The sequence below is a fragment of the Hymenobacter tibetensis genome, assembly GCF_022827545.1.
Classification (GTDB): Bacteria; Bacteroidota; Bacteroidia; order Cytophagales; family Hymenobacteraceae; genus Hymenobacter; species Hymenobacter tibetensis.
This window is the reverse complement of sequence record NZ_CP094669.1, coordinates 5,051,090-5,073,433: the sequence shown is the minus strand read 5'-3', so window position 1 is coordinate 5,073,433 and position 22,344 is coordinate 5,051,090. Positions and strand designations below refer to the sequence as shown.

Annotated in this window: 22 protein-coding genes; 8 read left to right on the top strand and 14 right to left on the bottom strand. The window is 55.3% G+C overall.

The window, feature by feature from the left end:
- Positions 1–17 precede the first annotated feature (17 nt).
- Both MTX78_RS20420 and MTX78_RS20415 read right to left on the bottom strand, forming a co-directional pair.
- Complete coding sequence (locus MTX78_RS20420; RefSeq protein ID WP_243797872.1) at positions 18–416, bottom strand: response regulator; 399 nt, start codon at positions 414–416, stop codon at positions 18–20.
- 6 nt (positions 417–422) lie between these two features.
- Entirely contained in the window at positions 423–1,847 is a 1,425-nt protein-coding gene (locus MTX78_RS20415; RefSeq protein WP_243797870.1) for a sensor histidine kinase, read from the bottom strand.
- Positions 1,848–2,223: 376 nt separating this feature from the next.
- Between MTX78_RS20415 and MTX78_RS20410 the strand changes: the two genes are divergently transcribed.
- Positions 2,224–2,523 carry a hypothetical protein gene (locus tag MTX78_RS20410; protein WP_243797868.1) on the top strand — a complete coding sequence of 100 codons (300 nt, stop codon included), beginning with the start codon at positions 2,224–2,226 and terminating at the stop codon, positions 2,521–2,523.
- A 91-nt stretch (positions 2,524–2,614) separates the two neighbouring features.
- Here MTX78_RS20410 and MTX78_RS20405 read toward each other — a convergent pair whose 3' ends face one another.
- Positions 2,615–3,601 (bottom strand): GlxA family transcriptional regulator, encoded by a 987-nt coding sequence (locus MTX78_RS20405; protein WP_243797866.1) that lies wholly within the window; start codon positions 3,599–3,601, stop codon positions 2,615–2,617.
- A 198-nt stretch (positions 3,602–3,799) separates the two neighbouring features.
- Between MTX78_RS20405 and MTX78_RS20400 the strand changes: the two genes are divergently transcribed.
- The 3 genes from MTX78_RS20400 to MTX78_RS20390 all read left to right on the top strand — a co-directional run bounded on the left by MTX78_RS20400 (position 3,800) and on the right by MTX78_RS20390 (position 5,349).
- Positions 3,800–4,255 carry a DoxX family protein gene (locus tag MTX78_RS20400; protein ID WP_243797864.1) on the top strand — a complete coding sequence of 152 codons (456 nt, stop codon included), beginning with the start codon at positions 3,800–3,802 and terminating at the stop codon, positions 4,253–4,255.
- A 41-nt stretch (positions 4,256–4,296) separates the two neighbouring features.
- The gene (locus MTX78_RS20395; protein WP_243797862.1) at positions 4,297–4,719 is read left to right on the top strand and encodes a VOC family protein; all 423 of its coding nucleotides are present in this window, start codon (positions 4,297–4,299) and stop codon (positions 4,717–4,719) included.
- A gap of 63 nt (positions 4,720–4,782) precedes the next feature.
- Positions 4,783–5,349 (top strand): dihydrofolate reductase family protein, encoded by a 567-nt coding sequence (locus MTX78_RS20390; protein WP_243797860.1) that lies wholly within the window; start codon positions 4,783–4,785, stop codon positions 5,347–5,349.
- 87 nt (positions 5,350–5,436) lie between these two features.
- On the opposite strand, the gene MTX78_RS20385 is transcribed toward MTX78_RS20390, so the two are convergent.
- From MTX78_RS20385 to MTX78_RS20375, 3 genes are all read right to left on the bottom strand, one after another.
- Entirely contained in the window at positions 5,437–5,982 is a 546-nt protein-coding gene (locus MTX78_RS20385) for a fasciclin domain-containing protein (RefSeq protein ID WP_243797858.1), read from the bottom strand.
- A gap of 237 nt (positions 5,983–6,219) precedes the next feature.
- The gene (locus MTX78_RS20380; protein WP_243797856.1) at positions 6,220–7,224 is read right to left on the bottom strand and encodes an ABC transporter ATP-binding protein; all 1,005 of its coding nucleotides are present in this window, start codon (positions 7,222–7,224) and stop codon (positions 6,220–6,222) included.
- Positions 7,225–7,440: 216 nt separating this feature from the next.
- Positions 7,441–8,046 (bottom strand): DUF4136 domain-containing protein, encoded by a 606-nt coding sequence (locus MTX78_RS20375; RefSeq protein WP_243797855.1) that lies wholly within the window; start codon positions 8,044–8,046, stop codon positions 7,441–7,443.
- Positions 8,047–8,351: 305 nt separating this feature from the next.
- On the opposite strand from MTX78_RS20375, the gene MTX78_RS20370 reads away from it, so the two are divergent.
- Positions 8,352–9,062, top strand: a complete 711-nt coding sequence (locus tag MTX78_RS20370) for a hypothetical protein (protein ID WP_243797853.1) — start codon at positions 8,352–8,354, stop codon at positions 9,060–9,062.
- A 112-nt stretch (positions 9,063–9,174) separates the two neighbouring features.
- Here MTX78_RS20370 and MTX78_RS20365 read toward each other — a convergent pair whose 3' ends face one another.
- Both MTX78_RS20365 and MTX78_RS20360 read right to left on the bottom strand, forming a co-directional pair.
- The gene (locus MTX78_RS20365) at positions 9,175–9,624 is read right to left on the bottom strand and encodes a hypothetical protein (RefSeq protein WP_243797852.1); all 450 of its coding nucleotides are present in this window, start codon (positions 9,622–9,624) and stop codon (positions 9,175–9,177) included.
- A 51-nt stretch (positions 9,625–9,675) separates the two neighbouring features.
- Positions 9,676–12,135: a TonB-dependent receptor plug domain-containing protein gene (locus MTX78_RS20360; RefSeq protein WP_243797850.1), complete on the bottom strand. Its 2,460-nt coding sequence runs from the start codon at positions 12,133–12,135 to the stop codon at positions 9,676–9,678.
- Positions 12,136–12,444: 309 nt separating this feature from the next.
- Between MTX78_RS20360 and MTX78_RS20355 the strand changes: the two genes are divergently transcribed.
- Both MTX78_RS20355 and MTX78_RS20350 read left to right on the top strand, forming a co-directional pair.
- Positions 12,445–13,440, top strand: coding sequence for an aldo/keto reductase (locus tag MTX78_RS20355; protein WP_243797849.1), 996 nt, complete (start codon positions 12,445–12,447; stop codon positions 13,438–13,440).
- Positions 13,441–13,768: 328 nt separating this feature from the next.
- On the top strand, positions 13,769–14,206 hold the full coding sequence (locus MTX78_RS20350; protein ID WP_243797847.1) for an META domain-containing protein: 438 nt from the start codon (positions 13,769–13,771) through the stop codon (positions 14,204–14,206).
- A gap of 70 nt (positions 14,207–14,276) precedes the next feature.
- On the opposite strand, the gene MTX78_RS20345 is transcribed toward MTX78_RS20350, so the two are convergent.
- The 6 genes from MTX78_RS20345 to tatA (MTX78_RS20320) all read right to left on the bottom strand — a co-directional run bounded on the left by MTX78_RS20345 (position 14,277) and on the right by tatA (MTX78_RS20320) (position 20,701).
- Entirely contained in the window at positions 14,277–14,984 is a 708-nt protein-coding gene (locus MTX78_RS20345) for a DsbA family oxidoreductase (protein WP_243797846.1), read from the bottom strand.
- 147 nt (positions 14,985–15,131) lie between these two features.
- Positions 15,132–16,145, bottom strand: coding sequence for a fatty acid desaturase (locus tag MTX78_RS20340; RefSeq protein WP_243797844.1), 1,014 nt, complete (start codon positions 16,143–16,145; stop codon positions 15,132–15,134).
- Positions 16,146–16,410: 265 nt separating this feature from the next.
- Positions 16,411–18,459, bottom strand: coding sequence for a LysM peptidoglycan-binding domain-containing protein (locus MTX78_RS20335; RefSeq protein ID WP_243797843.1), 2,049 nt, complete (start codon positions 18,457–18,459; stop codon positions 16,411–16,413).
- 13 nt (positions 18,460–18,472) lie between these two features.
- Positions 18,473–19,915, bottom strand: a complete 1,443-nt coding sequence (gatA, locus tag MTX78_RS20330) for an Asp-tRNA(Asn)/Glu-tRNA(Gln) amidotransferase subunit GatA (RefSeq protein WP_243797841.1) — start codon at positions 19,913–19,915, stop codon at positions 18,473–18,475.
- Between the two features lie 118 nt (positions 19,916–20,033).
- Complete coding sequence (tatA, locus tag MTX78_RS25380) at positions 20,034–20,453, bottom strand: twin-arginine translocase TatA/TatE family subunit (protein WP_317258915.1); 420 nt, start codon at positions 20,451–20,453, stop codon at positions 20,034–20,036.
- 20 nt (positions 20,454–20,473) lie between these two features.
- Positions 20,474–20,701 (bottom strand): twin-arginine translocase TatA/TatE family subunit, encoded by a 228-nt coding sequence (gene tatA, locus MTX78_RS20320; protein ID WP_243797839.1) that lies wholly within the window; start codon positions 20,699–20,701, stop codon positions 20,474–20,476.
- A 340-nt stretch (positions 20,702–21,041) separates the two neighbouring features.
- Between tatA (MTX78_RS20320) and MTX78_RS20315 the strand changes: the two genes are divergently transcribed.
- Positions 21,042–21,989, top strand: coding sequence for a GAF domain-containing DNA-binding protein (locus MTX78_RS20315; protein ID WP_243797837.1), 948 nt, complete (start codon positions 21,042–21,044; stop codon positions 21,987–21,989).
- Positions 21,990–22,344: the final 355 nt, after the last annotated feature.

Below are 22,344 nucleotides of genomic sequence, written 5' to 3'. Positions count from 1 at the left end.
GTAGTCGTTAAGTCTCTTCAAGCGCCATCTTGCTCGCTCATCTCCGCCCGAATTACTTGCAGCATCTGGCTATCAACGGGCTTGTGGATCAGGCCCGACACCAGGGTGTATTCCTTGGCCCGAGCGGCGTCGGAGGGCGCGAGGGAAGAAGTCAGGACGTAGATGCGGCACCGGGAGGACAGCTCTCCCTCGTGAGGCTTCAGGGCCTCCAAAAAGTCCCAGCCATCCATAACGGGCATGTTCAAATCCAGGAAAATAACCTCGGGTACGCGCACCGGTAGGCCCTGCTCCAAATAGGTCAGCGCTTCTTCGGCGGCCAAAAACGAACGGATTTTGTCGGAAAATCCCTCGCGTTTCAGCAGCATTTCCGTCAGAAACACGCTGGTCGAGTTATCATCAATCAGTAAGGTCTCCATAGGTTATTAACGTAAATGAATGATAAAACGAGTACCGACATCCACTTGGCTACTCACTTCAATACGACCACCCATAGCTTCTACATGCGTTTTGACCAGATACAACCCCATGCCCCGGCCAGCTTGCTGAGCATGAAAGCGCTTGTAGAGTTTGAAAACATCAGCTCCTGCTTTTTCTTGGTTGAAGCCTGAACCGTTATCAGAAAACGTAATGCGAACTCCATACTCAGGGCTGGCTGACCCCTGAACTACCACCTGCAACGGCCGGGTTTCGGCCCCATACTTGATGGCATTGGACAGCAAGTTGAAAAAAATACTGTAGAGATACGCTCGATTGCCTTTCACCTGCAAGCCAGCAGGCAGGCTCACCTCCAGGGTGCCCCCTATCTGTTGCATGGGCTCCTCCAGCGTACGGCGCGCCTGCTCAAGCACATCGGCCACGGAAACCAGCTCGGCTGCTGCTACATCCTGCGTGTCCCGAATGGCCAGAATGGTATTCATATCCTGCAGTACGTTGTCGAGTTGGTAAGCGTTGGTTTGCAGGTGGTCGCGCGTTACGCGGAAATCCTCAGATTCGGGAGGTAAGGAGGTGAGCAGGTTCACGAGGCCCATGATGTTGGCTAGCGGGGCCCGCAAATTGTGCGACACAATGTAAGTGAATTGCTGAAGGTCGTTGTTTTGCTGATGCAGCTCCTCGTGCACCTTCACTCGGTCGGTGACGTCGGAAAAATAAACGGACAGGCCTTCGTCGGATGGAAACACTTTTACGTCGAGCCACAACTGCATCCGTTCCAGGAACGCTTCGAAGTGCACGGATTGGCCGGTGGCCATGGCCTGCTGGTAGTGCCGGCGAAAGGGCCCGCCCTCCTCTTCCGGAAAGGCGCGCCACACGCTCTGGTGCACCAGCTCCTCGCGCCGCATGCCCAACAGGCGCACCACCTCACTGTTTACGTAAGTGAAGCGCCACTCCCGGTCCAGCAGAAAAAAAGCGTCGGTGATACTCTCGAAAATCGTGTTGAGTTTCTGGGCCTGCTGGTGTACCAGCGTTTGCGCAGTCATGATGTCGGTGATGTCTCGGAACAGCGCATGGATGCCTACCACCTGCTGGTTTACCATCAGGGCCACCTTCGTGACGTCGTACATGCGGGGCACTTTCGAGTCGAATTGTACTTCGGCGTCGAAGCGCACTTTGATGCCCTGGAAGGCTTCTTCTAGTTTCTGCCGAAACAGCGGAGCAATCCTCGGCGGCAGAAAAGATTCCAGGGTGTGGTTCAATACCTGTGCTTTCGGTTTTTCGACCAAGGAAAGAAAAGCCTGGTTGGCGTCTTGAATGACTCCGTCCTTGTTTTGAAACAAAACCAAATCGGGGTTATTTTCAAACAACGACCGGAACCGCTGCTCACTGTCCACTAGCTGTGCACTGTTATCCATACGAATTCGAGCAAACACTCTTTCTCTCTAACTCAAAAAGGGCCCTACAGATACGAGAGGCACTGCTTCTTGGTGGTTTTGCTGTGCCCAGAAAAACGAAAAAGGGTAACAGCCAAGGGTTTCTTGCCAGAAATACGAGTGAAACACAAGCGCCGGAAGGGCCGGTGTCGGTAGCAGGCGAAAAGCAGATAGCTGAAAGCAGTAAGTATATAGAAAATTAGGCGTTGTTGCTGCCACAGGAGCACAATTGCTTTGCCTGCTTTGCGCGCAAGCTGAAGCGTGCGGTAGTGGCGGCAAAACACAGAGTTGCTGGGGTGCGTATGTGGGTCAGGCGCCAGCTCCTGGTGCTTGCATTGTACCCCTTATTCCACCTGCTATGAAAATCGTATTTGCTTTTGCCGCGGCCTTCGCCCTGAGTGTTAGTGCTGCCTCCGCTCAAACCACTCCTGCCCAGAGCACGCCTACCACCAACGGCAGCACCAGCCCGCAGTCTTCGCCGCCCGCGCAACCTGCCGGCTCCCTCGGCACGCTGCCATCCAGCAACACCCAGCCCGCCAGCGACCTAGACGCTAGCAGCACCTCTTCCTCGACTGAAACCAACAAAAAGGCTACCAAGAAGGTCCGCGCCAAGAAGGTGAAAACCAAGTCGGCTACTTCAACCAGCAGCCCGAACTAGTAAGAAGCTCACGCTAGTAGCTTACCAATTCAACACAAAGGCCACCTCTTTCCAGGGGTGGCCTTTGTGTTGGGGTACCAAGGGCAATACTTTATGCGGCTGCAACCCCTTTCGAGCGGCTGTACTTGCTGCGGTATTGCATGGGCGAGAGGCCGGTAATGCGCTTGAACGTCAGGCGGAAGGCTTTGGGGTCGGTGTAGCCCACCTGGTACATCACCTCGTTCACATTCTCGCGCGACGATTCCAGGCTGTTCTTGGCGGCTTCCACCTTCACCCGCTGAATGTACTCCATCACCGAGTTGGTTGTGGCTTTCTTGAACCGCCGCTCCAGGTTGCGGCGGCCTAGTGCCAGCATATCGGCCAATTGGTCGACGGTTATTTTCTCCTGAACATTGTCTTCGATGTAGGTCTGCGCCTTTTTTACCAAGTCGTCGCCGTGTTCTTTCTGGCCCTGAAAGACAATGAAAGCCGACTGGCTGACCCGCTCGATATCAATCTGGAACACCTTGGAACACATGACGGCCATTTCGCGACCCGCGTATTTTTCAATCAAGTACAACACCAGGTTCAGGTAGGAAAAGGCCCCGCCGCTGGAATAGATGCCGTGCTCATCGGTAATCAACCTGTCTTCGACTAGCTCCACATCGGGAAACATCTGGCGGAAAGCAGCCACCGCAGCCCAGTGCGTGGTGCATTGCCGCCCCCTGATAAGGCCCGTAGAGGCCAGCAGAAACGCACCCAAGCACAGGCTAGCCACTTCCGCACCTTGCTGGTACTGCTTGATAATCCAGGGTATAAAGTTGCGGTTCATTTCCAGCGCATGCGCCAGGTCGCCGTCAAGAGCCGGAATAATAACAAGGTCGGTGTGGGTGATATCCGTGGCGAGCGTGGCCGTGCTGATGGTGTACATGCCACCGCACACCGGCGTTTCGGCGGCCAGCCCGGCCAGTTGCACCTCGAAGAGGGGCGGCTTGCCCATGCGCTTGAGCAGGGCATTCACTTCAGTGAAAACCAGGCGCGGACCCTCAATGCTGCCGAGTATTGCCTGCTTCGGGACCAGGATGGAGATGTGCTTCATGATACACTAAAGCTAGGGTGCGGTGCTGTCGGAATCAACCCCCAAATAGTCGCATTCACACCCCCGGTAGGGTACCGGTGTTTGCTAATTTTGTTGGAGTTGGAGCCGAATATACAGCTACTTAAACTAAACCGGTTAGTGGCTGGCCCAAGGTTCTTGCAACTTCCACTCATTTCTCCATCCAAACACCTTTACGCTATGAAAACGAAAACTTGGACTGTCCTTTACTGGGTTGTAGCCGTCTTTTTTTGCGGTTCTATGCTGATGGCTGGCATCAGCGGCCTGCTGCAAACCGAAGAAAGTAAAGCCATGATGGGCCACTTAGGCTACCCGGCACACTTTCTGGTGGTCAATGGTATTGCTAAAGTACTGGGCGCGCTGGCGTTGCTGCAAACCCGGTTTCGCACCATCCGGGAGTGGGCGTTTGCGGGCTTCACTATCAACATGCTTGGAGCAGCGGCGGCCTGGGTTGCGGCCGGCGACGGGTTGAGCATGGTGGTCACGCCGCTGGTTGCACTTGGGGTGGTGTTGCTGTTCTATTTTCTATGGAAGAAAAAAGAACAGCTGTCCGCGCAAAGCCGCATGGTAGCCTCAAGCCATGACGCCACTAGGTTGTCAGTAACCCCAGATGCCACTAGCACTCAGCTGGCTTGATTTGCTGCGTTTACTTTTTCCACTCTATATTCTTTCAACGCATGAAAGCGCCCCAACTAACTCCCTACCTCGCCTTCAAGGGCAATTGCCGCGAAGCCATGCAGTTCTATCAGCAGTGCCTAGGTGGCACACTGGATATCCAACCATTTTCTGACACGCCAGCCGCCGAGTATGTGCCCGCTGATGCGCAGGACGGCGTATTGCACTCTCGGTTGGAAACGGAGAGCATCCTCCTGCTTGCCTCGGATGCCGGTTCTGAGCCAATCAGGGAAGGCAACAACGTGACGCTGAGCTTGAACTGCAGCAGCGAACAGGAAATAGAAGCCTACTATGCCACGCTAACGGCAGGGGGCACCGTAACGATGCCCCTAGGTGACACCTTCTGGAGCGCCAAGTTTGCCATGTTCACTGACCGGTTCGGAATAAACTGGATGCTCAACTACGACAAAGAAGCTACAGCCTAACCGTTCTATTACGACTAAGTCTATTTCAGTGCCTAAGGGCCTTACTTCTTACGCACACGCCCCATGAGAAAAGTACTTGTAACCGAGTTTGTGTCGTTGGATGGCGTGATGGAAGATCCGGCCTGGACCATGCCCTTCTTCAACGACGAGTATATGCGCTTCAAGCTAGCAGAGCTGCAAGCCGTAGACGCGCACTTGCTAGGCCGCGTGACATACGAAGGATTTGCCGCTGCCTGGCCCGGCCGCACCGACGAGCAGGGCTTCGCCGACCGAATGAATACGCTGCCCAAGTACGTGGTATCTACCACGCTGCGCGAACTATCGTGGAACAACTCCCACCTGCTGGGCCCCGACCTAGCAGCTGAAATTACTGCCTTGAAAGCGCAGCCCGGCCAAGACATTTTGGTGGCTGGCAGCGCCCAACTGGTGCAAACGCTGATGAAGCTCAACCTGATAGACGAGTACCGGCTCATGACTTTCCCGGTGGTGCTGGGAAGCGGGAAGCGGCTATTTCAGGAGGGTAGCCAGGCCACCCTACACCTGGTAGATTCCGTCAGGTTCAGCAACGGGGTGCTAGTGCATACCTATCGGCCAGCACTTCAGCAAGCAACTCCCGAACCCGGAAGCTAGCTTTTTAGGAGCTTTTGCCTACAAACAAAAGGCCGCCCCAAGTTGGAGCGGCCTTTTGTTTGTAACTGAAAGTGGTGTTGCTGCAGGCTATTTGGCAGGCATCAGCACGGTGTCAATGGAGTGCACTACGCCATTGGTGGTTTTGATGTCGGGCTTGGTAACGGTGGCGGTACCACCTTTGGCGTCTTTCAGCGTAACGGTGCCGCCTGATACGCCTACCGTCAGTGACTCACCTTGTACGGTTTTCACCACTTGACCGTCTTTCAGGTCGGCGGCCATTATGTTGCCGGATACTACGTGGTACGTCAGGATTTTGGAAAGCTGCTTTTTGTTAGCTGGCTTAAGCAAAGTAGCTAGCGTTGCGGCCGGAATCTTGTCGAAAGCGGCATTGTCGGGAGCAAATACGGTGTATGGGCCAGCACCTTTGGCTTGCTCGGCTAGGCCGGCTGCCTGCAAGGCTTTCAGCAGGGTGGTGTGGTCGGGGGAGAGGGCGGCGCTAGCGGCTAGGTCTTTTCCAGTGGAAGCACTGGCGGTAGCAGCGGCTGGCGCAGCCGTTTGGGCGGTGGCGGTTTGGAAACTGCCCATGTATAGGGCACCGGCAAAGAGAAGCGTGAAGAAAGTTTGCTTTTTCATCTTTTTAAGATTGGTAGAACGGAATACACGTCGTCGACATGCCCTACCTAAACAGTAGAGTGTCAGAAGGTTCTAGGATTGCCAAAATCTTGTTGGTGCCCATGCGCCTTGTGCAGCATCCCGTCAGCCAGCTACGGGAATAGGATTCTTACCTCCGAAAACACCTCCAGCTAGCCGTGCTGGCGGAAACTCAACCTTAAAACGGGTGAAACAAACCCTTCCAAAACGGGTGGACTATTAAATAAACCAGCCCCCATCTTTGGGCAAAGAAACGGGCACTTCTTGCCCCACCTTGAAGCCTGTTTCGCACGTCCGGATAGTTACCACCGCGTCGAGCAGGCGGGCGTCCAGCTCGGAGTAGCTACCGAAAAAACGTACTGCTTGAATAGTGGCTACCTGACTGCGGGCGGCCTGGCCCAGCTGGAAGTTTTCGGGCCTGACAAGGAACTGTGTGCCTTGCACCTTGGCGCCCGCCAGCTTGGCAAAGGCCTTCACCGCGGGCCCGCTGAGCAGGTTGTAGTCGCCGAATAGGGCTGCGGTGTATTCATCGGTGGGCTGCCGATAAATCTGCTGGGGCGGGCCCTGTTGCACGAGCTGTCCGCCTTTCAGAACCAAAATCTCGTCGGCCCATGAAAGGGTGTCGGCGGGGTCGTGCGAAATCAGCAGGCAGGTGATGCCAAGCTGGGTGCCGATGTCCTCGATAACGGTCTTCAGGATGTTCTTATGCACCCGGTCGAGGTTGGAGAAGGGCTCATCGAGGAGCAGCAGCTTCGGCGAGGAGAGAAGCAGCCGGGCCAGCGCAATGCGTTGCCGCTCCCCACCCGACAGCTGGTTGGTTTGGCGCGTGGCCAAGTGGCTGATGCGGCAGACCTCGTAGAGCGTACTGGCTTGCTCGCCCAAATATTTGTTGGCGTAGCGTAGCACTTGCTCTACCCGCAAAAATTTCGGCAACTCGAAATGCTGCGACAAATACGCAATGCCCGGATGCCCAGGCATCAGCTTTTCAGCCGGTCCGCGTACCCGGCCGTCTTCGAAATGCACCTCCCCACCCGTGGGCTGAATGAGACCAGCTATAACCTGCAACAAGCTGCTTTTGCCCGCGCCCGTTTCGCCGGCAATGGCTAGTTTCTGGAATTGCTGTTGCGTGAAGCTGATTCCCCGCAGGGCAATACTTTCTTTTTCCTGCAGGGAGATGTTTGAAACGCGTAACCAGCTCATGCGGGAAGTGAAGACGAGGTACATACAGCTAGCTGGTGCGGGAGCAGTGCCCCACACGATGCCCTACTTTATCAAGAGTAGGGTTGCGCTGCTGGCACACTGAAAACAAGCATGCGGCTGCAAGGTAAAGCGCGCTGTGCAAAAGCGGACGGTTAGGGCCCTGCTCCCGGCAAGGCCAGACAAGCAAAGGCCCCCATCTGCGTAGCAAACGGGGGCCTTGGGTAGGATGCAAGAAACGGGTTAATTGCTTACTCCGGCGGGAAATTTCTCTAAAATTTCTTTGGCGGCTTTCGCGAATTCAGGACCAATTTTGGCTGGGTTGCTTACCGGATCAGCCATGGAGCCACGCCACACCATATTGTGGGTGCGGGTATCAATGAAATCCAGAATCATGGTGCCTTCCTGGTATGTTTCGGTGCGGTAGCTCGTGCTGTTATACGGAGACGAGTAGAAGTAGCCGTAGTTGATGGGCAGATACCGGCCTCGGTAGAGCATCGAATACGGGTAGATGTAGCCTGGTGTCGGTGGGTTCGGGATAGTGCGTTCGGCCTCCTCGATATACAAGTGGTACGTCACGTAGAAATCTGGCCGAGTCCGGCCCTGCACCTGTTGAATACCACGTTTGGCTAGCTCCGAGGTAATAGCGTTTTGAATGATTTCGTCGTTGAGGCTGCTCTTGTAGATAGGGTTTTGTGAGTCGGCAGATTTAACCTCGGTTTTGGCAAAGTCGTAGGTGCGGTACTTACTGAAATCGACGCCCGGCTTCTGCTGGACAGTGACTCCGGACGAGCAACTGCCAAGCAGTCCGATCAGCAGCAAAAGCGCTGCATGCAAAGTGGTTTTCATAGAAGGTGAGGAGGAATGTAAAGATGAAAGTCTCTAGCTATACCCCTGGCAAAGGGGCGAGGTTATAGCCGAGCTGGACATATAGTACACATAATCAATGGTATAGACGAGCTTACTGCCCGGTGCCTAGTGCTTGAGCTACTTCCCACAGAAAGGCAGTCTGCTGCGCCTTTTCAGCTTATACTTCACGAGTGCCTTACCAGGCAGGCAGTACTGAGCGCAGCTCTATAGCCTCAGCTTACTTATTTTTGTGCTGTTGGAGTGGCCTGTGCAACCATTGCCCGTTGCTTCTTCACTTCTATGCTATGCAACGCCTTTTTCTACTTGTACTACTGGTAAGCCTGCTCGCCTCCTGCGCACCCAGGTCGTTCACCGCAAATACCCTCGATAGCACTGCGTTGGCGGCCCACCGCACGGTGGCTATTTTGCCCTTTGACGTGCAGCAAGAGCGGATTCGCTTGCGCGATATTCGGTTTGCGGGCACCGATACTACGCGCGCCACCCAGCAACGCATGACGCACGAGTGGACCGCCAAGCAGGAACAAGAAAGCCGGCAAGTAGCCTTTCAGTTGCAGGAGTTGCTGTACACCCAGCTGCACGCCCAACAGCCTGCTCGGGGCTATACCGTGCAGTTTCAGGACGTGCACGAAACCAACCGCCTGTTGCAGCAAGCCGGCATCACCTACGAAAACTTCCCCGACCACACCCTGCAAGAAGTACAGCAAGTGCTAGGCGTTGATGCAGTGCTTTCGGGGCAGACCATGCTCTACCAACCCCTGCCCAATGGCTTAGGACTGGCAGCCCGCATTCTGCTCAACCAGCCAATCGTTGGCAACCAGGCCGTTGTTCCAAGCAGCCAGGCTACCACCAACCTCATGCTCTACGACTGCCGCGGCAATCAACTGGCGTGGCGTTTTGACTATGAAGGCACCGGCAATGCTGCCCTGAAACCCGAGCGTTTAACCCAAGAGCTAGTTCGGGCGGCTGCACCTAGTTTTCCCTACCGCCGGAAGTAAGGTATAGGATAGGGGGCTTTTGTCAGCTAGGCACACGTACCAAAAAGCCCACTCCTAGGAGTGGGCTTTTTGGTACGTGTGCTGTCTGCAACCTGGGTGCGCTAGGCGCGCATCATTGTAGCTGCAAGTTGGTAATCGTGCCGTCTACGGTTAGGCCGTTGGGGAAAGTAGAGGAGAAGGTGCCCGTAACGGTATTCGTTTTGGGGTCCCGTAGGGTAGTGCCACTGGCCTGGGTGGCGTTGGTGGTGGTGTTGATCCTGGCCGCGACAACGTCCGTTTTATCGGTGCCAGTAGTGGTGCGGGAAGACTGCTGAAACGACAGGGAAATGACAGGGCCACTCTGGAGCTTGCCGCTGACTTGAAAGGAGGCCTGGGTGCCACGGTACAACGTTTCGCCAACTCGCACCTCCCCCAAGATATAAGGTGGGGCCCCACCCTCGCTCACCATAATAGCTTTAGAGAAATTTTCTATTGCGCTGCCACCTGGCGCCGTATCATCGTCGTCGCAGCCGCTGAAGAGCATAGCAGCAGATAGAAGGATTGCTGTTGTGAATGATTTCATACCTGCTAAATTACTCGAAAAGGGCTGGATAGGAGAAGGGCGTAAGCAGTCTTATCGGTTCACTACTTGTACGGCTCCGGTCCCGTGGCCAGGTTGTCCGGAGGTGGAAACACCTTCCAAGGTGAGGCGGAAGGTACCAGCTTCCTCGGACGTGTAGAAGAGCACAGTGGCCTGGCCGGTAGCATCGGTGCGGACGGTAGGGTTCCAGTACAGCGTGGCGCTACGGAAGTCAGGCACCGCCGCATTTTTGCCGTTGGCATAAGTGGGAGCGTAGAACTCGCGCACCTGATAAAACTGAGGCACGCTATAGGGCTGAATACCTGGGGCCGGCTCGTCGTTGGAGGAGTCATAGTTGGGGTTGCCGCGCTTGGTGAAGACTGCAATAACCCCACCGCCACCCCGCGAGCCGTAGATGGCCGCCGAAGGTCCTTTCAGCACTTCCACGCTTTCCACCTCAGTTACGGGAATGGAATTCAGCGCGCTGATATCAATAGGAATGCCGTCTACCAGAAACAGCGGGGTGCCCTGGCCCCGAATCTGCACATTCATGTCCAGCGGATTACCCGTGACGTAAACCCCGGCCACCCGGCCCTGAAGAAGTTGCAGTACGTTGGTGTAGCTGTTAGCCGCCGGAATGTCTTTAGTTTGCACCACTACGTCGGCCCGCCCGTAGATGCGGCGCGAGTCGGGCAAGGCAGGCTTTTTGCCTTTCACAGTCACGTTGCCGAGCATGATGGTTTTAGCATTGGGGCTGTACTGGCGCTCCACTATTTGCTGCCGCTTGCTGCTGGCCAGGTAAGGCGCCCGGGCCGGGGCTGTTTCGGGCAGTGGGGGCGTTGGGGTGTTGCTGGTTGGTATCACCCGGCGGTCGAGCTTGATAACAGGGTTGCGGAGGCCTTTCTGGGGTGACACCTGCACCAACAGCCGTGCCGTGTCGCGCCCGTTGAAGCCCGCGAACAGGAAGCGCCCCGCCGAGTCGGTGGTAGCCTGCGTGATGTCCTGCGCCGACCCAAAGCGGAACAGGGAAACCTTGGTGCCAATAGCGGGCGCCTGCTTGTTGCCAACTACTTGCCCACTCAAACTCAACGTTTGCTCTAGCGGATACGGAAATTCGCCATACTGCTTGGCCAACAGCGGCTTCCAAACAAACCGCCGCCAGCCTTGCGTCAGCAGGAGGTTGTCGAGGGCTTGGCGGGTGTTCGGTTTTTGGTCGCGGAAGTAAGAGCCGGGCTGCTCCACGCGGCCGTGCAAGTCGGAGGTAAGCAGCAAGTGGGTGCGGATATTCGTAGCGCCCGAGTCGAGGGGCACCAGTGCGGCGCTATTGACGGCCAGCGAGAAGTTTCCGGTTGCTGGCTTGCCGGCTTCATCCGTCACGGCCACGCGCACCGTCACGGGCTCCCGCGGACCGTAGCTTGCCTTGTCTGGTTGCAAACTGATGCGCAGGCCGGGGGCGTTGTTGTTGAAAGCCAGCCGCTCGCAGCGGGCCACTTGCTTGCTGTCGAAAAGCGTGAAGTGCACCACTCCACCCGGAAAACGGTCGCTCGGGACGCTGGTTGAAAAGGTGCTGTTCTCGCTGATTTCGCCCCGCCCCGCATACACTACCTGCCCCCGCACGTGCCCAACCACCGTAATGGGCTCGGCCGGTGTATTGGGCGGCAGCTTGCACTGAATGGCCACCTGATACGTGTGCGCCAGCTGTAGCACCCGCATGGTGAAGCCTGTGGGGTGGGCAGCTGGCAACTCGTACCGCACGCGCTGGCCGTCGGGCTGGCGTACAATGGCCGTGTACCGCTTGCCTGCTTCGGGCTTCAGCTGAAAGCGCCCCATACCCAGGTGTTGGCTGCTGAACTCCACAACGGGCTGGCCGGCTTCGTCCTGCACCACGCCTTGCACGTTCACGCCCATCCCGAACGAGTCTGTCGCCTTGAAGCCTACTATGCTAGCCAAGCCCGCCACAAACTGGCCGCCTTCCGGGAAAAATTGCACGTCCAGTCCTTTAGAAGCTGGCGGTGTGGTAGCAAGGGGGCGGCGGCTGGAAGGGCGGGCAATGGTTGGCGCGCTCGACCACACAGTAAGCAGGCGAGTGAAAAAGTAGTTGGGGCCCGCGTTGCGCATCCAGCTGGTGTACGCGCGCACCGTATAGGTGCCCTGCAACAGGGTGTCGGCCAGTTGAAAGTCGCCGGGCGCCACACCGTCTTGCAACTGCAGTACGCGTTGCTGTACCACCCGCTGGTTGGGGGCCAGCAGATCCACGTACAGCACGCGGCTCAGCGTATCGGGCTGGTGAGTGGCCCCTTCCACCACGTAGGCTTTGAACCACATGGTTTCGCCGGCGGCATACGTGTCTTTATCGAAATGCAGGTAGCTCTTCTCGGGGTATGTGCCGCTGTAAAACCGTTCCAGTTGCTTGATAATCTGCTGAATAAACGTGTCTGCCGGCCCCTGAAAGGCCATTAGTAGCAACCCGAAACCTAGGAGCAGCGGGACTAAGGAATATCGATACCGATACATAAAGGGTAGAATAGCTGGAAAGAGGGTTATCGTAAACGAAATGAACTACTAGGTTGGTACTCGCTACATAACTGATAGGAAGCTGTTCGCGCAAAGGCAATAGCGGGGTTGAGGGGCAGTAGCTGCCGCAGCCACCAGCTTGCGCGCAAGGTACGGATATGAAGTTCTGGGCGCTTGCTGGAGCAGGCTAGTTCGAAATTGTGCGGCCTGGAGCAACCTGGGCCGTAACCTTGCCGTGCGCAAAAGGGTATTTAGCTAGTCAACAATGCCGGCAAAAACGCCGGCGTTTTCATGTTAGCACTCTTTCTCATGGAATACATAACCTTAGGGAATTCAGGTATCGACGTTTCGCGAATCACCTTTGGCAGCTGGGCTGCCGGCGGCTGGATGTGGGGCGGCACCGAACAAAACGACGCAGTAGGCGCTATTCAAGCTTCCTACGACTTAGGCGTTACCAGCATCGACACGGCTCCCATCTACGGACAGGGCTTGAGCGAGGAAATAGTAGGGGAGGCCATCAAGTCACTGCCCCGTGATAAAGTGCAGATTCTAACCAAATTTGGTATGCGGTGGGACTTAGCGAAGGGCGACTTCGCTATGAAAACCAAAAACAACGACGGCCAAGACATCGACGTGTACAAATACGCTGGCCGCGACAGCATCATCAAAGAGTGCGAAGACAGCCTACGCCGCCTCGGCACCGACTACATCGACCTCTACCAGCAACACTGGCCCGACGTCACGACTCCCATCGACGAGACAATGGAAGCGGCGGCGCGCTTGATGGAGCAAGGTAAAATCCGCGCCATTGGGGTCAGCAACTACTCGGTGGCTCAGATGGAGGAAGCCGAAAAAACGGTGAGTATCGTATCCAACCAAGTGCCGTACAGCATGCTGCGCCGCGACATTGAAAAGGACGTGGTACCGTATTGCCTCAAGCACGACAAAGCTATTCTGGCTTACAGCCCGATGCAGCTAGGTCTGCTAACCGGCAAAATGAAGCCCGGCCAGCACTTCGATGAAAGCGACTTGCGCGCCAAGAACCGCCTCTTTACGCCCGAAAGCGTAACGCGGGTCAATGAGTTCCTAGAGAAAATCCGGCCCCTGGCGGAAAGCAAGAACGCTACGCTAGGCCAATTGGTACTGCGCTGGACGCTGGCACAGCCTGGTATTTCGGTAGCGCTAGTAGGTGCCCGCAACGCCGAACAAGCCATCCAGAACGCCCGCACGCTGGATTTTGAATTGGTGGGCCATGAAGTGGACTTCATCACGGAACGGCTGGAGCAGATGCAGCAGCCGGCTTAGAGCTTTCTGATTCAGGACTGTACTTACATACGAAGAGCCACCTGCCTGAGCGGGTGGCTCTTCGTATGTAAGTAGTTGCTAAAGAGTTCTTCCGCGTTGTGCCTGTTCGGCGCGGCGGTTCACGTGTTAGGTGGAGCCTGCAACGGCAAAAGCGCCTTATTATAGACGATACTGGCTGTTTTTATTGATGATCTAATAGTAACAGCATAAGGAATGGGCAAGAGGTACATAGCGCTTTGCTAGAGGGCGAGTCGGGCTTGCAACCTTTCAGAAGTAGGCTAGCTCTCCTACATAAACAGTCCTATCCCACCTACTTATGTTGCACGCTATGTCCAGAGTATCTACTGTCTTGTTTTGGGTTGGTGGCTTGATAGCTTTGGGTAGTTGCAACAAAGAAGATGCAAGCCCCGACCGCGCTCTGGTGAACAAGCGCTGGATGCTGGTACAAGTGGAAAATACTCCCATTGGCGTTTCCAGCTATGGCCCCACGTATCGTTCCTACATCGAGTTTAGTGGGGAGAATACCACGTCTGGTCTTGCCCCCTGCAATTCGTTCGGTGGCACTTTCTCACAAGGCGCTGCCGGGCAACTGACCATTAGTGAACAAGCGTCAACAAGAATAGCCTGCCCTACACCTATAGAGTACGACTACCTTACTGCTCTGCCGCGCACAGCACGCTACGAAATCAGCGGCAAACAACTGCGTCTCTACGCAGCCGCTCAATCCTCGGTGCCGTTGCTCGTCTTCGAGAATCGCGGCAAGTAATGCTCGGCTACATGAAAAAGGGCCGCCTCTGCAGAGGCGGCCCTTTTCTATGAAATTCAAGGAAGCTGGATTAGCAGTTGCCATCAATATCACAGGCAGCCCCTTCCAGGCCACCAATGGATACGGGCTGGGGCCTGGCTTCCTCCCATACCTTCTCTAGCACTTCCTTGAACAGCTCTGTGGGCTGAGCACCCGACACCGCGTACTTGTCGTCGAACACGAAGTAGGGTACGCCCCGCACCCCAATCTGGCGCGCTTCGTACTCGTCGCGCCGTACTTCCTGCTCGAAGGTAGTGGAGGCTAGCACCTGCTCCACTTCCTGAGTAGGTAGGCGCAACTCTGCTCCAAGGCGAGCTAGGGTAGGCACATCGTTGATGTCGAGGCCTTCCTCAAGATACGCTTTGAATAGGCGCTCTTTGGCTGCATCCTGCAAGTTGTGTTGCGCGGCCAAGTGTACCAGCCGGTGGGCCCGTAGCGAGTTAGCAGGCACCACGCGGTCGAAATCGAATGCCAGGCCTTCTTCGGCAGCCATTTGAGCCATGTTGGCGCTCATCTGCCGGGCCCATTCCTCTGACTTGCCGTACTTACTGGCCAAGCGGGCGTACTGGTTGACCCCGGGGGTAGGGTTAGCTTCTGGGTCCAGCTCGAAGCTGCGCCACTTCACTTCCACCTCGTTGGCGTGCTCGAAAGTGGTCAGGGCCTTCTCCAGCCGCCGCTTGCCGATGTAGCAAAAGGGGCACAGGATATCAGACCAGATTTCTACTTGTATCTTTTTCATGGGATATGAAGTCGGATTTTGGCGACTATAAGTTGAAAACAAGTACAAAGGTTTCTATAATTCCATTCACAGAAATGCCCCCAGCTGGTAGGCTGAGGGCAAGCAAGAAAGTAGTAGAAGCGCGACATGCACTGGGCAGCGCCGTTGCTACGCCGAAACACCATCCAGCAGCTGCTTGTCTGGTATGGAAGCGTCTTGCAGCGTGGCGCGGCCCCGGCTACGACGGATAATACGTGAGAACAAGCTGATTTCCTGATCAAAGAGAAACTGGAAAAACAGCTTGGTGTAGGAGCGGTGATGCAGCAACGGCTCGTAGAACTCGGGTGCCAGCGCCTTGAGGCGAGGCAGGTGATTCCACGGGATAGAAGGCATGTCGTGGTGCTCGTTGTGGTAGCCCACGTTCAGGTTGACACCATTCAGGCGGCCGTAGTAACTGTAGGTTTCCTGCCGGGCATCCAGTGTAAGATAATGCTCCTGAATCCAGCGCGCCCCCAGCGGATGCAAGCCCACCGAAAACCAGAAGCTCAGAAACAGATAGCCCAGTGCCACCCACCCAAAGAAGTAAACGATGGCCGCATCAAAAGCCAGCTGAGCCACAATGTTGGCTACTACAAACCGGTCGAATACTGCTACCTCACGGCAACGGATGGTGCGGATAACCTGAAACAGCGGAAAGAAGAACAGCCAGATGGCTTTGCCGACAGAGTAATTTTTGATCAGCTTGGCCTCATACCAGTCGGGCAAGTCGGCATCCAGCTCATGCACTCCTTGGAATACATGGTGCTTGATGTGGAAGTTCTTAAAGGAAATTGCCGTTGGAACAACCGACGCGAAATTGGCCACAATGCCCACGGCCACGTTCTGCCACACTTTGCGGAACACCAAGTTGTGCGCTGCCTCATGGATAACCACAAACAGGGTGTGTGAGAGGAAAGCCCCTACCAAGTAAGCGGCCAAGGCCACTACGTACCAGGGTTGGTTACGCAGCAATGCGGCCACTACCACCTGAGCCACTACGCAGGCTACTCCAATCAGGGCAGTGGCGGGGGTGCGGGTCATCAGTTCCTTCACCTCCGGATGCGCTTTCACGATTTGGCGAGTACGCACGCGGTGAGGCTCCGGAGTATCAACCAGAACGAAAGAGTTGGCAGCAGAAGGCATCGGATGGCTTGAAGAAGATGAAAGTACCCCAATAATACGACCTGCTACAGGAAGAATTAATGAAGAACAACTCCTGAATGAAAACAAACAGCGTTCTGCCTAAGGCCGCTCAAGCGGAAATAGTTTTCCTACCGACAATAAATATTTCCAGCAAACCCGATTGCCACGCCCTCATACTGCGGTTTCGGCGTTGCTCGCCCAACCAATTACGTAGGGCAGCACCTATACTTTACTGGGTTCGTTCAGCCCTTCAAGGCCATAGAAACTAACGCGCAACAATCAGCTTTTGACCGGGCTTCACTTCGTCGGTGGTCAGGTTGTTGAGCCGCTTCAGCTGTTCCACGGTCACACCTTGATAGCGGCGCGAAATATTGTAGAGCGTGTCGCCAGCCTGAACTAGGTGCACCTTTCGGATGGTCTCGCGTGCAGCAACTGGCGCCGCGGCTACCGTTTTGGCGGCGCGTGGTGGCTTTTGCTGAACTGGCGCAACGGCCACAACCTCCTCTTTGGCTAGCGTGTCTTCCTCAGCTGGCGCTGTGAATACCAATTTCTGCCCCGGCGCCACCTTGATAGAGGAAAGCTTATTCCAGGCCATAATTTGCTTCACACTTAAGCCGCGAATCTCCGCTATGCGGCTTAGGTAGTCGCCCTTGCGCACCACGTATTCCGTCGTTAGGCTATCAGTAGCAATTGCGTTTTCAACGGCTTCTACAGCTTCCAAGGCGGGCGCAAGAGTACTAGCCGCCGTTGCTGAACGAGACGAACGGGTTGAAGCTACCTCTCGGCTGCTGGCTGCCGTTGGGGCCTTGTCCTGAGCTACTTCAAGGGGTTCTGCTGATACTCTGGTGCCTCGTGCCGCCAACGCAGTTTTAGCGGACGGCGAAGTCAGGCGAGCAGGTACTACCAGTTTGCTTGCTGCAATTCCGGTTGGGGCTGCTGACGCCGGGCGGATTGCTGGCGCCGGTACGAACACCACCAACTGCCTGCCAGGCGTCAAGGGGCGGCCTTTGCGTAAGTCGTTCCAGCGGGCCACCTGCGCGGCGCTTACGTCGTAGCGGTCAGCAACGGCTGATACTGTTTCACCGCGCCGCACAGTGTGCCGTACGCGGCGAAAACGCGGTGTAACGGGTTCCGAATTTTCACGTGGAGCACCGCTGGCCAACATCGTGCGGGTAGGGAAGGGCTCTACCCCGTGTAACCGGGCTAACATAGGGGCAAGCGGCTGCGGCAACTCGGCTTGTGGGCGGCAGTAGTCGAAAAGGGTAGCGCGGTCAACAGTGGCTAACAGCGGCCGAGCATTTGCCGGCACCTGCACCGTATACGGACGATACCCAGTAGGCAACCAAGGGCGGCGCAATTCCGGGTTGTAATGCAGCAAGGCCAAAGAGTCTTCGAACCCACAAGCACGGCTCAACCGTTGCAGATCGAACGCCTGCCCGTTGAGCTGCAGCGTATCCATGGCCTCGGCGTAGCGGTATTTCAGTTCCGGCGAGTGGAGCTGATGCGCCTGCGCGTACTTCATCGAGTACATGATGGCAGTGAACGTAGGCACGTAGTTGCGCGTCTCCTTGGGCAGGTGCGGATATACGTCCCAAAACGTGTTCTTGCCCGTGCGCCGCATCACGCGTTGCATGTGGCCCGCACCCCAGTTGTAGGCGGCCAGTACCAATTCCCAGTCATGGAAAACGCCGTACAGGTAGCGCAAGTGTTTGCAGGCCGCCTCCGTTGATTTCTCGGGGTTCATGCGCTCATCAACCCACTCGTCGCGCCGCAGCCGTAAGTCGCCAGCGGTAGGGCCCATGAACTGCCACAGGCCTGTAGCTCCTACATGCGACTTGGCGGTTGGTATCAGTGCCGACTCCACCACCGCCAGGTACTTCAAGTCGGTAGGGAGGTTGTACTTGGCCAAGTACTTTTCAAAAAGCGGAAAGTAGAGGTTTTCACGCTCTAGTACCCGCTGCATGTACTTGCGGTTGCGCTCTGTAAAAAATGTCACGAACGACATCACCGCCGGGTTGAAAGCGTGCGGCACATCGGTTTCGAAGCACCCAATACGGTCACCCACTAAGTCGTGCAGCTCCGGTGGGGTTTGCAGCCATACGATGCGCGCTGAATCCACGGGGGTAGGGGACGCTACCAGGGAATCGGGGAGCAGCAAAGGCAATTCTATAACCTGTGTTGAATCGTTGGGGCTGCCAGGGCGAGGTACTTCCGGTGTCCGTGCGGGGAGCGTCTGGCCCGCTGAAGAGCGAGCCAGAGCAGTCAGCAAAAGGAGGATAGAGGCAACCCGAATCGGCCGCAACAACGTTTTCATCAATACACCAGGTTTAAGGCATGGCCGGAGTAAGTGTTTCCGTCAATGATTTAGTGAATGCCAGCAAGTGCTCCTCACGGAACGCGCCGCTTATCACCTGCAAGCCAATCGGCAGCCCCTTCGAGTCTTCACCCGCCGGAACCGACACCGCCGGCACTCCAGCCAAAGAAGCCTGTACCGTAAAGATGTCTGCCAAGTACATGGCCAAGGCATCCTTGGTGTTTTCCCCAATACGGAAAGCCGTAGTAGGAGCAGTAGGCAGAATCAAGAAGTCGTACTGGCGCAGCAACTCGTCGGTCTTCTCCTTGATCAAACGACGAACCTGCTGGGCTTTGGTATAGTACGCGTCGTAATAATCAGCTGACAGCACAAACGTACCCAGCAGAATACGCCGCTGTACCTCCGAGCCAAAGCCCTGCGAGCGGGTTTTTTTGTAGAGCGACTCCAAGTCGGTAGCGTCCGGCGCACGGTAGCCGTACTTCACCCCATCGAAGCGACTCAGGTTGGAGCTGGCTTCTGCCGTAGTCAGGATGTAGTAGGTTGGCACCATGTAGTCGAGGTAGGGGAAATCCACCGCGTCCACTACATGTCCTTGGTTGCGCAGGCCCTCCAAAGTGGACTCCAGCGCTTCTTTTATTTCGTGGTTGAGGCCAGGGCGCTCCACTGCGTCGCGGATATAGCCGATGCGGTAGTGCGGTGCTGCCTCCAACAACTGGCTGTAGGCTGGCACCTCACGCTGGCTCACTGTGCTGTCGAAAGTATCAGGACCCGCCATTACTTCCAGCAACAGGGCCGCATCATCTACCGACCTGGTCAGCGTGCCAATCTGGTCGAAAGAGGAGGCGTAGGCTACCAGTCCGTAGCGGGAGATACGCGAGTACGTAGGCTTGAACCCTACCACACCGCAAAAAGCCGCTGGCTGGCGTACCGAGCCGCCGGTGTCCGAGCCAATCGAAGCCAAGCACATATCTGCCTGCACTGCCACAGCCGAGCCACCCGACGAGCCACCCGAAACCCGCTCTTCGTCTGCTGCATTGCGCACTGGGCCGAAGTACGACGACTCATTGGAAGCTCCCATGGCAAACTCGTCGCAGTTCTGGCGGCCAATAAAAATGGCGTCTTCATCCAGCAAACGCTGCACTGCCGTAGCCGTGAACAACGATTTGAAGCCATCGAGAATATGGCTGCTGCTTTGCAAAGTATGGTCTTTGTAGGCTAGCACGTCTTTCAGCCCGACAACCATACCCGCCAGCTTACCAGCCGTACCGGCAGCTAGCTTGGCGTCTACAGCTTCGGCCTGCGCACGCGCTTCTTCGGGCCATACTTCCAGAAAAGCATTCAAGCGGCCATTCCGCCGCTCGATGTTGTCTAGGTAATACTCCACGAGCTGACGACAGGTTGTAGTGCCTGCCGTCAGCTCGTTACGAACTTCCGTGAGAGAATGAAAGCGTCTCAAATCAAAAGAAAACAGTTAGGTAGTCCGGCAAATGTAAACGGATAATGGGTTCTTATCAAACTATTGATTATCAAATAGTAATCTATCTTTTAGCTTATTCTAGCTAATGTCTTGTCGGCTAGGACATTTGGTCGAGGCGCGGGCGCTCGGCTGTTGTAGGAGCAGGAGCTGGCGAGTCGGTGGCTGTAATGTGTGCTACAGGGGCGGTGTAGGCGGTGCCAGGCGAAGTGTGCGTTGGCTCCGTTTGCGTGTAAGCATCGTCGGGTAGAGGTTCAGTGGCCGGGGCCTGAGGCATTGGAGCGGAAGGCGCAATCTGGTTGTGATTTTGGCTGAACTGCTGCTGATACGGCTGTTGCGGCTCCACGTGGTTCTCGAACTCGCTCCGAATTTCACGTGAGGCGTCCTTGAACTCGCGGATACCCTTACCTAATCCACGGGCTAGTTCTGGTATTTTGTTGGCACCAAAGAAAATGAGGATGACAACCATGATGAGCATGATTTCACCTCCACCTAGGTCGCCGAGAAACAAAAGTGGCATATGCATAGCGGTCTGATGAATTAGAAACGGGGCTGGTTAGGCTCGTTAGGGTTTGGATTCACCGGCTGGTCGCGGTACTCTGGCTTTTCATCCTTGGAAGCATCTTTGAACTCACGGATACCCTTACCAAGACCTTTTGCCAACTCTGGGATGCGCTTGGCTCCAAACAGCAAAATGATAACAAAAAGAATCAGCAGAATTTCGGTTGTACCGAAGTTGCCAATCAGGAAAAGCGAGGAAAAAGCCATAAGTGAGGGCTGAATAAGCCGGTTTGGAGTGGAAAGCCTGAGATACGCATACGGATGCCTAGCAGGATTGGTAAAGATACCCCATAATTTTAAAATGAGTTTCCGAGAACTTGTTAATCTAATTGGGGAACAAGCAATCTAAAAGGCCTATATGTTTCGTAGATGCGCCACTGTTCATCTCGATTAAATAGGAGCTCATCGTGTATTTTACCGCTTTAAAAGAGTGTAATTGCAGGTTGATCGGTTTCGTATTCTATTTACGGGTTGAAAGCCTGCCCCTCAACCAACGCGGTTCATCCCGAGAGTCAGAAAGCCGGCCTTGCCGTATACATCTGCACCAATGAATACCACCAAAGTTTCCCGCCCGCCTATATCATCGCTGCAACAACCGAACGAAGCAGAACGCTTAGAGGTATTGCGCAACTACCAAATCCTGGATACGCCCCCCGAAAAGGCCTTTGACGACTTGGTGCGATTAGCTGCCTATATCTGTGGTACGTCGGTATCCTTGGTATCATTAATTGATGCAGAGCGGCAGTGGTTTAAAGCCAACCAAGGATTAGAGAAATACTCGGAAACTCACCGCGACGCCGCTTTCTGTCAGTACGCTATGCTTTCCGACGATGTGTTCGAGGTACATGACACAACCTTAGACCCTCTGTTTCAGCAAAACCCGCTGGTTGTCAACGACCCCAATATCCGTTTCTATGCTGGCGCCGCTTTAATGTCGCCGGAAGGGCTGCCACTTGGTACTATTTGCGCGCTCGATACTCAACCCCGGATGCTCACCGAGCAGCAGCGGGACGCCCTGCGTATTCTAGCTCGTGAGGTGGTAGCGCACTTGGAGCTGCGCCGGGCGCGGCTGCAACTAGAGCAAGAGCAGCAGAAGCTAGAAGGATTGCTGCGAATGGCCAACAACGCAGCTGAAACCATGTTTGTCGGCAGCCGCAACGAAATCTTTGTCAAGCAGGACCATAAACTAGTACGAGTACACACCGACGATATTCGGTACGTAGAAGCCCTTGGCGACTACGTGAATATCTATACTTCTCGGGAGCGGTACACGGTGTATAGTACCATGAAGGAACTGGAAGCTAAGCTGCCAGTGCGCGAGTTTGCGCGCATTCACCGCAAGTATATAGTGTGCTTAGACCGGATAACATCCATAGAAGGCGACCTTATTCTGGTTGACACCGGACGTAGCGCCGAGCGTCAAACGAATGCCACTTCGGTGCCTATTGGTAACTCCTATAAGGCGGCATTGCTGAGCCGATTAAATCTTATTTAACACAGACCGGTAGTGGTTATCTGGAAAGGTGGATAAAAGCCAGCATTCGCCGGGAAAAAGGAGGCTTTCGGCGAAATTGTAGCAATAAGAATCGTGCAATTATCTACCTTTCGTCATGTTATCGGAGCAACCCTGCTGCTTGACCATCAATTATGATTCTCGGGTAGCTTGGATACGCTGGTAGCTAAGTTTGTTTTCATAGCTCAGAAAGACACCGCATACTGTGCGGTGTTTTTTTTGCTCCGTCAAGTACTGTCTATCCACAACGGTTTTCTATAGTCACCAAGGAAAGCGCACAGGGTAGCTAGGTAAGAGTAAAGAGCGCTACCTTGAAAAAAGCCAAGAAATAGCACGC

Bases quoted from the DNA above. Each gene is read 5' to 3' on its own strand.
- MTX78_RS20420 (WP_243797872.1), bottom strand. From the start codon at position 416: ATGGAGACCTTACTGATTGATGATAACTCGACCAGCGTGTTTCTGACG.
- MTX78_RS20415 (WP_243797870.1), bottom strand. From the start codon at position 1,847: ATGGATAACAGTGCACAGCTAGTGGACAGTGAGCAGCGGTTCCGGTCG.
- MTX78_RS20410 (WP_243797868.1), top strand. From the start codon at position 2,224: ATGAAAATCGTATTTGCTTTTGCCGCGGCCTTCGCCCTGAGTGTTAGT.
- MTX78_RS20405 (WP_243797866.1), bottom strand. From the start codon at position 3,601: ATGAAGCACATCTCCATCCTGGTCCCGAAGCAGGCAATACTCGGCAGC.
- MTX78_RS20400 (WP_243797864.1), top strand. From the start codon at position 3,800: ATGAAAACGAAAACTTGGACTGTCCTTTACTGGGTTGTAGCCGTCTTT.
- MTX78_RS20395 (WP_243797862.1), top strand. From the start codon at position 4,297: ATGAAAGCGCCCCAACTAACTCCCTACCTCGCCTTCAAGGGCAATTGC.
- MTX78_RS20390 (WP_243797860.1), top strand. From the start codon at position 4,783: ATGAGAAAAGTACTTGTAACCGAGTTTGTGTCGTTGGATGGCGTGATG.
- MTX78_RS20385 (WP_243797858.1), bottom strand. From the start codon at position 5,982: ATGAAAAAGCAAACTTTCTTCACGCTTCTCTTTGCCGGTGCCCTATAC.
- MTX78_RS20380 (WP_243797856.1), bottom strand. From the start codon at position 7,224: ATGTACCTCGTCTTCACTTCCCGCATGAGCTGGTTACGCGTTTCAAAC.
- MTX78_RS20375 (WP_243797855.1), bottom strand. From the start codon at position 8,046: ATGAAAACCACTTTGCATGCAGCGCTTTTGCTGCTGATCGGACTGCTT.
- MTX78_RS20370 (WP_243797853.1), top strand. From the start codon at position 8,352: ATGCAACGCCTTTTTCTACTTGTACTACTGGTAAGCCTGCTCGCCTCC.
- MTX78_RS20365 (WP_243797852.1), bottom strand. From the start codon at position 9,624: ATGAAATCATTCACAACAGCAATCCTTCTATCTGCTGCTATGCTCTTC.
- MTX78_RS20360 (WP_243797850.1), bottom strand. From the start codon at position 12,135: ATGTATCGGTATCGATATTCCTTAGTCCCGCTGCTCCTAGGTTTCGGG.
- MTX78_RS20355 (WP_243797849.1), top strand. From the start codon at position 12,445: ATGGAATACATAACCTTAGGGAATTCAGGTATCGACGTTTCGCGAATC.
- MTX78_RS20350 (WP_243797847.1), top strand. From the start codon at position 13,769: ATGTCCAGAGTATCTACTGTCTTGTTTTGGGTTGGTGGCTTGATAGCT.
- MTX78_RS20345 (WP_243797846.1), bottom strand. From the start codon at position 14,984: ATGAAAAAGATACAAGTAGAAATCTGGTCTGATATCCTGTGCCCCTTT.
- MTX78_RS20340 (WP_243797844.1), bottom strand. From the start codon at position 16,145: ATGCCTTCTGCTGCCAACTCTTTCGTTCTGGTTGATACTCCGGAGCCT.
- MTX78_RS20335 (WP_243797843.1), bottom strand. From the start codon at position 18,459: ATGAAAACGTTGTTGCGGCCGATTCGGGTTGCCTCTATCCTCCTTTTG.
- tatA (WP_317258915.1), bottom strand. From the start codon at position 20,453: ATGCCACTTTTGTTTCTCGGCGACCTAGGTGGAGGTGAAATCATGCTC.
- tatA (WP_243797839.1), bottom strand. From the start codon at position 20,701: ATGGCTTTTTCCTCGCTTTTCCTGATTGGCAACTTCGGTACAACCGAA.
- MTX78_RS20315 (WP_243797837.1), top strand. From the start codon at position 21,042: ATGAATACCACCAAAGTTTCCCGCCCGCCTATATCATCGCTGCAACAA.